Raw genomic sequence first — 13,691 nt, 5'->3', positions numbered from 1 at the left:
GGCCGGTCAGCGGTCCTTGGGGTCGAGCAGCCAGAGCCCGAGGACGACGAGGAACGACAGGCAGAGGAAGCCTGCGCCCCACCACGCGGTGCCGGAGTTGCCCTCCATCCACTCGTCCACGATGACCGTCAGGCCCCACAGCTGCCCGATGACGACGGACATGGCCAGCACCAGGCGGGCGGTGAGCTTGGAGGACCGCTCGGGCTCCTGGTCGGTGCCGGCACCGGGTCCGGGCCCGGTGTGGCGGACGCGGGGGTCGCCGTAGCCGCTGGTGGGCCGGATCTGCGGGTAGCGCTCGTGGACGGGCCGGTTGAGCTCGGCCCGCGCGCTGCCGGGGTGGTACTCGGGGTAGTGCGGGCCGGGGTGCTCCGGAGGGCCGGGGGTCTGCGGGTCGGGCGCGGGCTGCGGGCCCGGAGCGCCGGGAGGCCGGTGGTCGTCGTCGCTCATGACGGGCTCCCGGGGGTGTCGGACGCGCCGGCTCCGGTGCGCGTACGGGACGGGCCGGGGGCGACCGGGCCGGGAGCCGCCGTGCGGCCGGTTCCGCCGGGGGCGGCGGGCGCCTCGGCACCACCGTCGCGGACTCCGGGGCAGCCGAGGCGGGAGGCCAGGTCGGGGCGGTCCTCGCCGAACTGGCGGCACAGCCCGTGCTCGATGCTCTCGCCGGAGTGCGTGGTGCCGACGGCCCAGATGCTGCCGTCGGTCTCCTCGGTGAGGACGACCTTGGGCAGCCCCCGGGGCGGCGGCCCCGCGGTGACCTCGCCGCTGCGCGCGTCGAAGACGCCTTCGTGGCAGGGGCAGTACAGCTCACCCTCGGTGCCCCGGTCCTTGCGCCAGAGGACCCCGCAGGCGAGGTGGGTGCAGATGGCGGAGTAGCCGACGAGTGTGCCGTCGTTGAGCCGGACGGCGACCGCCCGGTCCTCCTCGTCGGGGTAGTCGAAGGCGATGGACTCGCCGGGGAGGAGTTGGGCGGCGATCTTCTTGGGGGCGGGGGCCTTGCTGTCGTCGGGGTCGCCGTGGCGGGGCAGGATGCCGCCGGCGACGCCGAGGCCGCCGATGGCGAGCCCGCCGGACACGGTGGCGACGATGCGCAGGTAGTCGCGCCGGGTGGTGAGGGCGTCGGCGGCGATCCGGTCGTGCAGGGCCTCGCGCGGGTCGCCGGAGGCCGGCTGTCCGGGGGCGCCGGGCGGAGTGCCGCCGGGGTCGCCGGTCGGGGGCTGCCTCGGGTCGCCGGGGGGCGGGTAGTCGGTCTCGGTCACCGTCGGACGTCCTTCCCGTTGATCTCCACGACGGGCAGGCCGCCGGGGACCGGCCACTGGACCCGGTCGGCGGGCACGACCATCGCGACGCCGGTGCGGACCTCGCTCTCGCCGAAGACGAACGAGTCGGCGACCTGGACACCGGGGCGTTCGGCCTGGAGTTCCTCGGCGGTTCCGTAGAAGAGCGCTCCGGTCGGGCAGACGGTGGCGCACATGGGGGCGAGGCCGTAGGCGGTGCGGTCGTAGCAGAGGTTGCACTTCATCTGCAGCTTCGCCTGGAGGTCGATCTTCGGTACGCCGAAGGGGCAGGCGTTGACGCAGTTGGCGCAGCCGATGCAGCGGGTGGTGTCGGCCTGCTGCACGACGCCGTCGGCGGTCACCAGGATCGCGTCGGCGGGGCACACCTCGGCGCACGGGGCGACGGGGTCCTCGCAGTGCATGCAGACGGTGGGGAGGGAGGCGACGGACTGGCCCTCGTCGGTGTAGTCGAGGTGGATCATGGACTTGCCGCGGTGCGAGTCGCATTCGCGGCAGGCGGAGACGCACGCCTGGCAGCCGATGCAGCGGCCCGGGTCGATGAAGATCGTTCGGCCCATCATGCGGGCATCAGCTCCTCTCCGAGGTGCCGCGGCCCTGCGGGGACGTGGGCGGCAGCGGGTCGGTGCGGGAGACCTGGGTCTCCGGGTACGCGACGTGTCCGGGGGCGACCGGGGGCGCGGGGACCTCGTCGATCCGCTCGGCGTGCTCGATGCGGCAGGCGCACACCTTGTACTCGGGGATCTTCGAGCGGGGGTCGAGGGCGTCGATGGTGAGCGCGTTGGCGGCGGTGGGGAACGGCCAGTGGTACGGGATGAAGACGGTGTCGGGGCGGATCGCCTCGGTGACCAGGGCGGGGAAGACCTCGCTGCCGCGCCGGGTGACGACGCGGACCGGTTCACCGTTGCGGAAGCCGTGGGAGGGGTGGACCTCGGCCCAGGGGCGGGGGGTCTGCTCGACCAGGCCGCCGAGCCTGCGGGTCTGGTTGCCGGAGAGGAAGTGGGCGACGGTGCGTCCGGTGGTGAGCGTCATGGGGTGCTCGTCGTCGTACGGGTCCATCGGCGGGTGCCACTCGACGACCTGGAGGTGGATCTTGCCGTCGGGGTGGTAGGTCCTGCCGTCCTCGAAGAGGCGGGGGGTTCCGGGGTGGTCGGTGGAGGGGCAGGGCCAGGCGATGCCGCCGGTCTCCTCCAGCCGTTCGTAGGTGATGCCGTAGTAGTCGTTGACGGTGCCGGCGGAGGCGATCCGCAGCTCGTCGAAGACCTGGCGCGAGTTGTCGAAGGCGAACTTGTCACCGGCCCCGAGCCGGCGGGCGAGTTCACACATCACCCAGGTGTCCGTCCGGACTCCTGGGGGCGGGTCCTGGGCCTTGTTGTGCTTGACCACCCGGGCCTCGGCGTTGGCCATGACGCCGTCGTCCTCGGCCCAGGTCGTGACGGGGAAGACCACGTGCGCGTTGGCGGCGGTCTCGGAAAGGAAGAAGTCGAATTGGGCGTGGAACTCTGTGGCGTCGTACCCCTCCTTGACCACCTTGTAGTTGGGCAGGGAGACGAAGGGGTTGTTGCAGATGCCGATCAGGCCGCGGATCTCGCGGCGCTGCATCTGCCAGACCATTTCCATCATCGAGGTTCCGGCGGGCGGGAGTTCGGACTCCTCGATGCCCCAGATCTCGCAGATCTGCCGGCGGTGGTCCGCGTTGTTGATGGAGCGTCCGCCGGGAAGGAGGTCGGACTTCTGGCCGTGCTCACGGCCGCCCTGCCCGTTGCCCTGGCCGGTGATGGTGCCGTAGCCGGCGCCGGGCTTGCCAATGTGTCCGGTGGCGGTGCAGAGGTTGATCACGGTGAGGCAGTTCTCGACGCCCTGCGAGTGGTGTTCGATGCCCCGGGCGTGCCAGGCCATGGCCTTGGGGGCGCGGGCGAAGGTACGGGCGACCTGGACGATCTGTTCGGCGGGGATGCCGCAGATCTCGGCGGCGCGGGACGGCGGGTACTCGGCGACCTTGGCCTTGACCTCCTCCCAGCCGGTGGCGTGGGCGGCGAGGTACGCCTCGTCGGTGAGGCCCTCCGCGATGACGACGTTCAGCACGGAGTTGAAGAACGCCGAGTCGGTGCCGGGCTTGAGGGCGACGTGGATGTCGGCGGTCCGGGCGATGGCCGTCTCGCGGGGGTCGACCACGATGAGGCTGGCGCCGCGGTCCCGGGCTCCCCACACGTACTGGGTCATGACGGGGAAGCACTCGCCGACGTTGGAGCCGGCGATGAGCAGGCAGTCGGTGAGGAGGATGTCGGAGAAGGGGTTGCCCGCCCGGTCGATGTTGAAGGCGAGCTTGTTGGCGCCGGCCGCGCTGACCATGCAGAGCCGGCCGTTGTAGTCGACGTGCCGGGTCTTGAGGGCGACCCGGGCGAACTTGCCGACCAGATAGGTCTTCTCGGAGAACAGGCTCGCTCCGCCCAGCAGTCCGAAGGCGTCGTTCCCGTACGTCTTCTGGATGCGGCGGATCTCGGCGACGGTGAAGTCGAGCGCCTCGTCCCAGGAGACCTCGCGGAAGTCCTCGTCGCGGGAGCGGCGCATCAGGGGGGCGGTGAGCCGGTCCGGGTGGTTGATCTGCTGGTAGGCGTTGATGCCCTTCGGGCACAGGCGCATGCGGTTGATGTCGTGGTTGCGGGGTTCGACGCCGAAGACCTTGCCGCCGCGGTCGACGCGCAGATACATGCCGCACTGGACGCCGCAGAAGCAGCAGTGGGTAGGGACGAGGGTCTCGCCGTTCTGGTCGGCGTGCCACCGGTCGGCGGGGATGCCGCCCGCGTCGCGGAAGGCGCGGGTGCCCGGCGGGGCGAGGGAGGGATCGATGGGAACGACCGCATGCGGTTCGGGCGTTCGCGAGTCCGCGGTCACTTGAAACCCTTCTTCACCTGGGAGAGGTAGGCGCTGCCTCGCAGCACCCGCTTGCAGCGCGGGCAGTATTCGGCCCACTCGTCGAAGCCGAGGCTGAGGTCGCGCATGGTGCCGCGCAGGTTCTCGACGTAGGGGGCGGTGTCGATGGGTTCCTCGCAGCGGCGGCAGGCGAAGACCTCCTCGTCCTGCCGGCCGGTGTACTTGAACAGCTGCATGCCGACGGCGGCGGGGCGCTGGACGATGTGGAAGAACTTCCCGAACGGGATGTAGATGAGGGTGAAGACCACCGCGACCATGTGGAGGATCGCCAGGAACTCGTAGCCGCCGCCGTGCAGGAAGATCGAGGAGAAGGTGAGCAGCAGCCCGGTGACCGAGATGACGATGAGCGCGATCAGCGGCACCAGGTCGTAGGCGAACCGCTGGCCGGTGACGGCCCCGCGGTCCTTCATCCGCCGCCACAGGAAGTAGGAGGCGCCGGGGATGACGAGGACGGCGGCGATGTCCAGGCCGTGGAACATCAGCCAGCCGAGGAAGTCGAGGGAGTCGAAGCCGAGGATCTTGAAGCCCCAGATACGCATCTCGTAGCCGGGTCCGGAGCCGGTGTTCGAGGTGAAGGTGAACCAGCCCCAGGTCAGCGGGAAGGTGATCAGCGCGGCGAGGATGCAGCCCCAGAAGATCAGCTGGTGGGCGGCCCAGCGGGCGTGCGAGCGGGCGCCGAGGAACTTCTGGAAGCCGAGGTAGGTGGCGATCATCTTCGGCAGCGCGGTGGGCGCGCGACGGAAGTTGTCCATCGAGAAGAGGCTCCCCCAGCCCTTCTTGAACAGCCGCTTGGCGCCGGGCGCGGAGACCCAGACGGTGTAGCGGTACGCGACGCCGAAGGCCAGGAACACGGTGGCCACGGCGTACGGCAGCAGCGCGGAGTCGAAGTGCTCCAGGAACCGGCTGCCGAGCACGATGGCCACGACGAGCAGCAGGGAGACGATGACGCCGGCCGCGGTCGCCCGCGCGGTCACGGACCGGGGAACGAGCCCCCCGGCCCGCCCGGACCCGCCCGGCGCCGGCACACCGCCGCCCGCGTCGACGGTCCCGGTACGACCCCCGGGGACGGGCTGCGCGGCTGCGCCTGCGGCTTCAGGTGGCTCGGTCACGGTGACACGGTAGGACGGTATGTGGCGGTTGACCCTGTTTTGTGACGCCAGGGGGTGAGCGCGTCGTGGGGGTGGCGGGTGGAGGTGGGGGCGGGTGGAGGTGGGGAGGGGCGGGGGCGGGGGGGGAGGCCCCCCAGGTGTGAGGGGTCGTCGGCGGCGGGGGGGAGGCCCCCAGGTGTGAGGGGTCGTCGGCGGTACGTTGGCCGCCCGCCCCTCCGACCCCCATCCCAAGGAGCCCCCGATGCCCCGTCAGGACGCCCTCACCGATGTCGCCGGGCTGCGCGTCGGTCACGCCCAGGTCGCCGGGAAGGGCGCGCTCAGCGGGACCACCGTGGTGCTGGCGCCCGAGGGCGGGGTGGTCGCCGCCGTCGATGTGCGCGGGGGCGGGCCGGGGACGCGGGAGACGGACGCGCTGGATCCGCGCAACCTGGTCCAGCGCATCGACGCGGTCGTGCTCACCGGCGGCAGCGCGTACGGGCTCGACGCAGCGTCCGGGGTCATGGCGTGGCTGGAGGAGCGGGGGCGCGGGGTGCGGGTGGGCGCCGATCCGGCCCAGGTGGTCCCCGTGGTCCCGGCGGCCTGCGTCTTCGACCTGGGGCGCGGCGGCGACTGGCGGGCCAGGCCGGACGCGGCGACGGGCCGGGCGGCCGTGGCGGACGCCGCACGGGCCGAGGAGGGCGCGGCGGTCGTGCAGGGGAGCGTCGGCGCGGGCACGGGGGCGGTCGCCGGGCAGCTCAAGGGCGGGGTGGGGAGCGCCAGCGTCCTGCTGCCCTCCGGGCTCACCGTCGGCGCGCTCGTCGTGGTCAACGCGGCGGGCTCGGTGCTCGATCCCCGTACGGGGGTGCTGTTCGGGGAGTACGGCGGCGAGGAGCCGGCCGTCGCCCCGCCGGCCGAGGTCCACGAGACGGCGCGGCGGCGCCTGGCGCAGGCGCCCGGCACGGACGCGCGCCCCCCGCTCAACACCACGCTCGCCGTCGTCGCCACCGACGCCGCCCTGAGCCGGGCGCAGGCGCAGAAGCTGGCGGGCACCGCGCACGACGGGCTGGCGCGCGCCATCCGGCCCGTGCACCTGATGACCGACGGGGACACCGTGTTCGCGCTCGCCACCGGCCGGCGGGACCTGGACGCGGAGGACCCCGTCGCGCTCAACCCGCTGCTCGCGGCGGGGGCGGAGGTGGTGGCCCGGGCCATCGTGAAGGCGGTCCGGGCGGCGAAGGGCGTTCGAGGCCGCGACGGCGGGGGCACCTTCCCCTCGTACAGCGACCTCTACGGGCCCCCCGCGTAACGAAGCCCGGCCCCCGCGAGCGAGGAAGCGCGCCGCCCGCGCGAGGAAGCCCCGCCCGCGCCAGGAAGCCCGCATCCCGTACGCGGAACCTTCCGTGCGCCCCGTGCGTTTTTCTGAACCCCGGTCCCGATGTCAGCCCCAGGGGCTACGTTATGCACGCATCAAGTCACACGCGGCGACGGCCTGGAGACAGCACCTTGAGCGATCCGTACGAGACGACCGAGCAGCACGTCGAGCGAATCCTGCGTCGGGCTCTCAATTCGTTCGACCTCCCCGACGGCACGGTGGAGCGGCTGGGCTCCGCGCTGGCCCACAGCAGTTCCCTGCACTCCTCGCACCACAGCGCCACCCTGCACCGCGAGACCTACCGCCATACGTATCTGCTGAGCGACGGCTCCGCGCTGACCCTGTGGGAGCTGGTGCACAGCGGTCCGCGCGGGGACGGCCATCCCGACACCCGGCAGCACGAGCTGTACGACGACGAGGCCGACGCGCACATCGCCGCCGCCCGGCTGACCGGCAGCCTGTGGGACGTCCCCGACTTCTGCGACGCCGAAGCGGCCCGGGCCGACCTGGAGCTCATGTCGGCGCTGCTGGCCGCGCCCCCGGCCCCGCTCCCCCGGATGTACGCGCCGGACAATTCCGCGGACCACGCCCGCCGCGTGCTGCGCCGCGCGGAGAACGGCGATGTGCCCGGCGAGGAGACCGCCCGGATGCTGCGGGCCGCCTTCGCGCACCACATCACGCAGGTCTTCGGCCGGCAGTGCCGCGTGGAGGGCCGGGACGCCGGCTTCACGCTGTACGAGCACGCGTTCCTGCTCCTCGACGGCAGCGAGACGAGCCTGTGGGAGGTCGAGCACACGGCGACGCCGGACGGCCGCCACATGTGCGAGGTGTACGGCGACGAGGCGACGGCGCGCTGCGCGATGGAAGCCCGTACGCGCATCTGCTGAACGGAGTCCCGGCCCCGGCCCGCCGACGGACCGCCCGCCGCGCGGAAGGCCGCGGTGCCCGCGTCCCTCGGGGGGACGCGGGCACTGTGACTCCGCCTCGTACGCCGTCGGCTCAGTGCGTGAGCACCGGCTCCTCGGCGGGCTCCGTCGTGGCCGGCTCGTCGTCCGCCGCGCCCTCTACGTGCTGCTTCGGCCTGGCCGGCAGGGCGAACATCACCACGAAGATCAGCAGCAGCACCCCGGCCACCCACCACAGCGACTGCTCGAAGGCGTCCGCGAACGCCGGGCCGACCTGCTCGGGGGTCAGCCGGTCGCCGATCGCCCCGTAGAAGACGACCGAGACCAGCCCGAGTCCGAGCGCGTTGCCCATCTGCTGCACGCTGTTGAACAGGCCGGAGGCGGACCCCGAGTGCTCCTTGGGCACCTCGGAGAGCACCGCGTCGGCCAGCGGTGCCACGATCAGGCCCATGCCGACGCCCATGACGACCAGGGGCAGCGCCATCTGCCAGGACGTGATGCCCGTGCCGTAGTGGTGCGACTCCCAGATGTAGAGCAGCAGGCCGGCCGCCATGAGCAGGGCGCCCGTCTGGAGGACCTTGCGGCCGAAGCGGGGCACCAGCTTCTGCACGGAGAGACCGGCGGCCACCGACACGGAGACGGAGAACGGAACACCGGTCGTACCGGCCCGCAGCGCGCTCCAGCCGAGGCCCATCTGCATGTACAGCGTCCAGACCAGGAAGAAGATGCCGAGCCCGATGCCGAAGGTAAGCTGCACGGCGATCCCGGCGGCGAAGCTCCGCACCCGGAACAGCGACAGTTCGATCAGCGGCGACCCGTCCCGGCCGGCCTTGGCGCGCTCGAACAGCACGAGGACGAGGAAGACGAGGACGCTCCCGGCCATCGACAGATAGCCCCACAGCGGCCAGCCCAGCTCACGGCCTCGGGTCAGCGGGTAGATCAGCATCAACATGCCGAGCGTGACGAGCACGACGCCGACCAGGTCCAGGCGCAGCGCCCTGGGCGACTTGGACTCGGTGATGAACTTGCTGCCCAGGACCAGGCCGAGGATGCCGACCGGCAGGTTGATCAGGAAGATCGGACGCCATTCGAGACCGGCGATGTTCCACTCGGTCAGCAGTGCGCCCAGCAGTGGTCCGGAGACCGCGCCGAGGCCGACGATCGCGCCGAACAGGCCGAAGACCTTGCCGCGCTCGTGGGCGGGGAAGGTGGCGTGCACGATCGACAGCACCTGCGGCACCATCAGGGCCGCCGTGCCGCCCTGGAGGAAGCGGGAGGCGACCAGCATCTCCGGGTTGGCGGCGAAGCCGCAGAGCGCGGAGGCGAGGGTGAAACCCCCTATGCCGACGAGGAAGAGCCGCTTGCGTCCGTAGATGTCACCGAGCCGCCCGCCGGTGATCAGCCCGGCGGCGAAGGCCAGGGCGTATCCGGCGACGATCCACTGGATGGAGCTGAACGAGGCGCCGGTGTCCCGCTCGATGCTGGGGATGGCGATGTTGACGATCGTGACGTCGACCAGGTCCATGAAGGCCGCGGTCATCACGATGGCCAGGGCGAACCACCGGCGGCGGTCCGAAGGTGCCGCGGGAGACGGCAGCGGTGCGGAGGAAGTCATGGAAAGAACTTAAACAGCCAATAGGCCAGATCATGACCCAATGGGCGCGCATGCTGAGTGACATGACCGATACCCCGGCACGACTGCTGAATCTGCTGTCACTGCTCCAGACACCGCGCGAGTGGCCGGGCAGCGAGCTCGCCGAGCGCCTCGACGTCAGCCCGCGCACGATCCGCCGCGACATCGACCGCCTGCGCGACCTCGGCTATCCGGTCGAGGCTTCGCGCGGTTCGGTCGGCGGCTACCGGCTCGTGGCGGGCACCGCCATGCCGCCGCTGCTCCTGGACGACGAGGAGGCGGTCGCCATCGCGGTGGGGCTGCGGGCGGGCGCCGGCCATGCCATCGAGGGCGTCGACGAGGCGTCCGTACGGGCGCTGGCCAAGCTGGAGCAGGTGCTGCCGTCCCGGCTGCGCCACCGGGTCTCCACCCTCCAGAACGCGACGGTCCCCCTCGCCCGGGGCGACGGTTCGACCATCGACCCGCAGACCCTGACCGTGATGGCGTCGGCGGTCACCGGCCGGGAGCGGCTGCGCTTCGCGTACCGGGCGGGCGACGGCGCGGAGTCACGGCGCCAGGTCGAGCCGTACCGGCTGGTGAGCACCGGGTGGCGCTGGTATCTGGTGGCGTACGACCTGGGGCGCGAGGCGTGGCGCACCTTCCGGGTGGACCGGGTCAGCGAGCCGTTCGCGACCGGCGCCCGGTTCACGCCGAGGGAGCTGCCGGAGGGGGACGCGGCGGAGTTCCTGTCCAGTTCGATGGCGCGCCGGCAGCCGGAGATCGAGGTGGAGGTGAGCTTCGCGGCGCCGCCGGAGTTCGTCGCGTCGCGGCTGCACGGCCGGATCGGGCCGCTGGAGCCGGAGGGCGAGGGCGGCTGCCGGCTGCGGGCCGTGCTGCGGGATCAGCTGGAGTGGCTGGCGGTGCGGCTGGCGATGGTGGACTGCGAGTTCACCGTGCACCGGCCGCCGCAGCTGGTGGCGTACGTGACGGAGCTGGGCGGCCGGCTCAGCCGCGCGGGGTCCGGCGGGGCGTAGCGGAGACCGGGCAGAAAAGGATGAGCCCCGGCGCCAGGGGGGGTGGGCGCCGGGACTCAGCTCTGGGGGCCGGGTGAAGCGGCCCAATTCGGAGGTTACTGGACTCGGGCTCAGGCCGCAGCGTCAAAGCCCGTGTCGTGAGCCATTCGCTTCAATTCGAGGAGCGCGTGCTTCTCGATCTGGCGGATGCGCTCGCGAGTGAGGCCGTGCTCCTTGCCGACCTCGGTGAGCGTGCGCTCCCGGCCGTCCTCGATTCCGTACCGCATGCGGATGATCGACGCGGTGCGGTTGTCGAGCTTGCCGATCAGCTCCTCCAGCTCCTCGCTGCGCAGCAGCGTGAGCACGGACTGCTCGGGCGAGATGGCGGAGGTGTCCTCCAGGAGGTCACCGAACTGCGTGTCGCCCTCGTCGTCCACGGACATGTTGAGGCTGACCGGGTCGCGGGCCCAGTCCAGGACGTCGCCGACGCGCTCCGGGGTGGAGCCCAGCTCGGCGGCGATCTCGGCGTGCTCCGGGTCGCGCCCGTTCTCCCGGTTGAACTCGCGCTGCACCCGGCGGATGCGGCCCAGCTCCTCCACCAGGTGGACGGGGAGCCGGATCGTGCGCGACTGGTCCGCTATGGAGCGGGTGATGGCCTGGCGGATCCACCAGGTGGCGTACGTGGAGAACTTGAAGCCCTTGGCGTAGTCGAACTTCTCGACCGCGCGCACCAGGCCCGCGTTGCCCTCCTGGATCAGGTCGAGCAGGGGGAGCCCGGCTCGCGGGTAGCGGCGGGCGACGGCGACGACGAGTCGGAGGTTGGAGCGGATGAACACGTCCTTGGCGCGCTCACCCTCGGCGACCAGCGCCTCCAGCTCCTCGCGCGAGGCGCCGCCCGCGTCGCTCTCCACCTGGCCGTCGAGGATCTGGCGTGCGTAGACACCGGCCTCGACCGCCTGGGAGAGGTCGACCTCCTTGGCGGCGTCGAGCAGCGGCGTACGCGCTATCTCGTCCAAGTACATGCCGACCAGGTCGCGATCGGCGATCTCTCCGCCCACGGCGCGAACACTGCTCGCCCGGTTGGTCCCGCCGGTGGCGGACGAACGACGGGCGACGGCACGGGTTGCCATGCGTGCTCCCTTGCTGAGTAGGTCGCGACACCCTCTCGGGTGCCCTGCATCCGATGGAAACAACGACTGGAATCCGGACAGAATTCCCATGCCTGGCATTCAATTTCGCGATCATGCAGTACCCTGTCCCGCCACCGGGGCGGGCGCATGCCGCAGCCGGGCACGTCCGTGCTGGTCAGGCCGGGTACCCGGGTCGTTCCGGGGCCCCTCGACACCCCCCGTACCCCGGAAGACGCCGGGTACGGGTAGCCGGTTGCCCGGACCTCCGCCCTGGTCCCGGTCCCGCGGGCCCCCGGTCCGGAGTCCTAGGCCCCATGCCCGCAGGCTCGGGACCGCAGTCCGTTACCGGGCGCGCGCCGGGTGCCTAGCGTCACTGTCATGAACGAGACGACGCACCGCACCGCCCCCGACACCACCGGCACGCTCGACGAGGCCCTGGAACGGCTGCACTCCTCCGGCCCCGAGCGCGAGGGCTGGCTGACCAATCACGCGCCGATGGCCGTGGAGGCCCTCGTCCGCAACGGCCAGTCCGCCACCGTGCACCGCTGGCTCGACTACTACCGGACGAAGCTGGAGGACATGCCGGACCGTTTCGCCGAGGTCACCCCGGCGAACTGGCGGGAGGCCCTGGGCGACCCCCGCCGCATCGCCGACTGGGCGGTGTACTTCGAGCGGGAGACCGCCGACCGCCCCTGGCGCGACGTGCTCGCCGAGTGGTGGCCCCGGCTGCTCCCGGGCATCGCGGGCGGCTCCACGCATCCGGCGATCCGGCTCGGCCACAGCGTGCGCACCCTGCTGACGACCGAGGAGACCGGCCCCCGCGTCAGGGAGCTGGCCCACGCGCTCGGCTACTGGGCCGCCCGCCACGAGCCGCTGCCTCCGCTCGCCCCGCTCGCCCCGGTCCCGACCGCGGGCGCCGCCCTGGACGCCGTGGACCGGGTGCCCGACCAGAGCGGCGGCATCCGGGCCCGGCTGGCCCAGATCACGGCGTTCCCGCAGTGGCAGGGGGCGGCCGTGACCGACGCGGACGAGGCGCGCGCCCGGCTGCAGGAGCTGGTGGGGGCCGCGGTGCACCGCTACACGGAGTACGGGCACGGCAACCCGGTGATGCTGGTGCACGCGGCGACCGCGCCCAACGCCGTCCTGCGGACGCTGCCGGCGCTGCCGCGCGAGCTGTGGGTGCCGAGCGTGGGTGCGGCGTGGGCGGCGAGCGCGGCGGTGACCGCCGCGTACTCCCCCGCCGAGGCCGCCGTCCTGCCGGCCGGGTTCGGGGCGTCGCTCACGGCCGGGGAGCTGTTCGAGCGGGCGGCGGCACACGGCGACGACCACACCATCAAGTTCACGGACACCGCGCTGGACGTGGGCGACGCACCGGCCCTGGCGGCGGCGCTGCGCTCGGTGGAGCTGAACCCGCCGGTGCTGTGACGCCGCACCCGTAAGAGGCTCAGCCGTACTGCACCGAGCGCTTCGCCAGCCCCATCCAGAAGCCGTCGATCACGCTGCGCCCCTGGCCGAGCTCCTGCTCGGCGGCGCCGAGGGTGACGAAGAGCGGGGCGAAGTGCTCGGTGCGCGGGTGTGCCAGGCGGCCCGCCGGGGACTTGTGCTCGAAGTCCAGGAGCGCGTCGATGTCCTGCGCCTGGAGCGCGCGGTGTCCCCAGTCGTCGAACTCCACCGACCAGCCGGGGACGCCGCCGCCGGTGTGGCGCAGGGCGGCGAGGTTGTGCGTGAAGAAGCCGCTGCCGATGATCAGGACGCCCTCGTCGCGCAGTGGCGCGAGCTTGCGTCCGATGGCCATGAGCTTCTGCGGGTCGAGCGTGGGCAGGGAGATCTGGAGCACCGGAATATCGGCGTCCGGGAACATCTCGACCAGCGGGACGTACGCGCCGTGGTCGAGGCCGCGGCCCGGGGTGTCCTGGACGGGCGTACCGGCGCCGCGCAGCAGCTTGCGGACGCTCTCGGCGAGCCGCGGGGCGCCGGGGGCGGCGTACTCGACCCGGTAGTAGTGCTCCGGGAAGCCCCAGAAGTCGTAGACCAGCGGAAGCGTCTCGGTGGCGCCGAGCGCGAGCGGTGCCTCCTCCCAGTGCGCGGACACCATGAGGATGGCGGTGGGTCGCGGCAGCTCCGCCGACCAGGCGGCCAGCTGGCCCGGCCAGACGGGGTCGTCGGCGAGCGGCGGGGCTCCGTGGGAGAGGTAGAGGGCGGGCATGCGCTCCGCGGTGATTGTCATGACACTCCCCAACTGCGGCTACTCAAGGTAATTCTTCTTGTAGAGGGCTTCGACAGGAAGGATTCTTTAATCTTCAAGCTCCTACCTTGAGAGACCTTAGCCCTATCTAGTTCAACTT

Annotated in this window: 12 protein-coding genes; 4 read left to right on the top strand and 8 right to left on the bottom strand. The window is 72.2% G+C overall.

Annotated elements, in window-relative coordinates:
- Positions 1-6: 6 nt before the first annotated feature.
- Genes ACFZAT_RS19280 through ACFZAT_RS19260 form a run of 5 tightly spaced genes read right to left on the bottom strand, consistent with a single transcriptional unit; the run spans position 7 to position 5,335 of the window.
- Positions 7-447: a hypothetical protein gene (locus ACFZAT_RS19280; RefSeq protein WP_391265422.1), complete on the bottom strand. Its 441-nt coding sequence runs from the start codon at positions 445-447 to the stop codon at positions 7-9.
- Positions 444-1,256 carry a Rieske 2Fe-2S domain-containing protein gene (locus tag ACFZAT_RS19275; RefSeq protein ID WP_391265421.1) on the bottom strand — a complete coding sequence of 271 codons (813 nt, stop codon included), beginning with the start codon at positions 1,254-1,256 and terminating at the stop codon, positions 444-446. Before ACFZAT_RS19275 ends, ACFZAT_RS19280 begins: the two co-directional genes overlap by 4 nt.
- Complete coding sequence (locus tag ACFZAT_RS19270) at positions 1,253-1,855, bottom strand: 4Fe-4S dicluster domain-containing protein (RefSeq protein ID WP_018104243.1); 603 nt, start codon at positions 1,853-1,855, stop codon at positions 1,253-1,255. Before ACFZAT_RS19270 ends, ACFZAT_RS19275 begins: the two co-directional genes overlap by 4 nt.
- 7 nt (positions 1,856-1,862) lie before the next feature.
- Positions 1,863-4,187 carry a molybdopterin-dependent oxidoreductase gene (locus ACFZAT_RS19265; RefSeq protein WP_391265420.1) on the bottom strand — a complete coding sequence of 775 codons (2,325 nt, stop codon included), beginning with the start codon at positions 4,185-4,187 and terminating at the stop codon, positions 1,863-1,865.
- The gene (locus ACFZAT_RS19260) at positions 4,184-5,335 is read right to left on the bottom strand and encodes an MFS transporter (RefSeq protein WP_391265419.1); all 1,152 of its coding nucleotides are present in this window, start codon (positions 5,333-5,335) and stop codon (positions 4,184-4,186) included. The genes ACFZAT_RS19265 and ACFZAT_RS19260 overlap by 4 nt, the downstream gene beginning before the upstream one ends.
- A 241-nt stretch (positions 5,336-5,576) precedes the next feature.
- Between ACFZAT_RS19260 and ACFZAT_RS19255 the strand changes: the two genes are divergently transcribed.
- The gene (locus ACFZAT_RS19255; protein ID WP_391265418.1) at positions 5,577-6,620 is read left to right on the top strand and encodes a P1 family peptidase; all 1,044 of its coding nucleotides are present in this window, start codon (positions 5,577-5,579) and stop codon (positions 6,618-6,620) included.
- Positions 6,621-6,817: 197 nt separating this feature from the next.
- Positions 6,818-7,573 (top strand): DUF6227 family protein, encoded by a 756-nt coding sequence (locus ACFZAT_RS19250; RefSeq protein WP_391265417.1) that lies wholly within the window; start codon positions 6,818-6,820, stop codon positions 7,571-7,573.
- Between the two features lie 112 nt (positions 7,574-7,685).
- Here ACFZAT_RS19250 and ACFZAT_RS19245 read toward each other — a convergent pair whose 3' ends face one another.
- Positions 7,686-9,206 carry a DHA2 family efflux MFS transporter permease subunit gene (locus tag ACFZAT_RS19245; RefSeq protein ID WP_391265416.1) on the bottom strand — a complete coding sequence of 507 codons (1,521 nt, stop codon included), beginning with the start codon at positions 9,204-9,206 and terminating at the stop codon, positions 7,686-7,688.
- Positions 9,207-9,268: 62 nt separating this feature from the next.
- Between ACFZAT_RS19245 and ACFZAT_RS19240 the strand changes: the two genes are divergently transcribed.
- Positions 9,269-10,237, top strand: coding sequence for a WYL domain-containing protein (locus ACFZAT_RS19240; RefSeq protein WP_391265415.1), 969 nt, complete (start codon positions 9,269-9,271; stop codon positions 10,235-10,237).
- Between the two features lie 110 nt (positions 10,238-10,347).
- On the opposite strand, the gene ACFZAT_RS19235 is transcribed toward ACFZAT_RS19240, so the two are convergent.
- Entirely contained in the window at positions 10,348-11,346 is a 999-nt protein-coding gene (locus ACFZAT_RS19235; protein WP_391265414.1) for a sigma-70 family RNA polymerase sigma factor, read from the bottom strand.
- Between the two features lie 378 nt (positions 11,347-11,724).
- On the opposite strand from ACFZAT_RS19235, the gene ACFZAT_RS19230 reads away from it, so the two are divergent.
- On the top strand, positions 11,725-12,771 hold the full coding sequence (locus tag ACFZAT_RS19230) for a questin oxidase family protein (RefSeq protein ID WP_391265413.1): 1,047 nt from the start codon (positions 11,725-11,727) through the stop codon (positions 12,769-12,771).
- Positions 12,772-12,790: 19 nt separating this feature from the next.
- Here the strand turns inward: ACFZAT_RS19230 and ACFZAT_RS19225 are convergent, their stop codons facing one another.
- Positions 12,791-13,573 carry a dioxygenase gene (locus ACFZAT_RS19225; RefSeq protein WP_391265412.1) on the bottom strand — a complete coding sequence of 261 codons (783 nt, stop codon included), beginning with the start codon at positions 13,571-13,573 and terminating at the stop codon, positions 12,791-12,793.
- Positions 13,574-13,691 lie beyond the last annotated feature (118 nt).

Origin of the sequence: Streptomyces sp. NPDC008163 (assembly GCF_042956885.1) — a bacterium.
GTDB lineage: Bacteria > Actinomycetota > Actinomycetes > Streptomycetales > Streptomycetaceae > Streptomyces > Streptomyces drozdowiczii_A.
The sequence above is the reverse complement of the archived record's forward strand: the minus strand, read 5'-3'. Positions and strand labels throughout refer to the sequence as shown.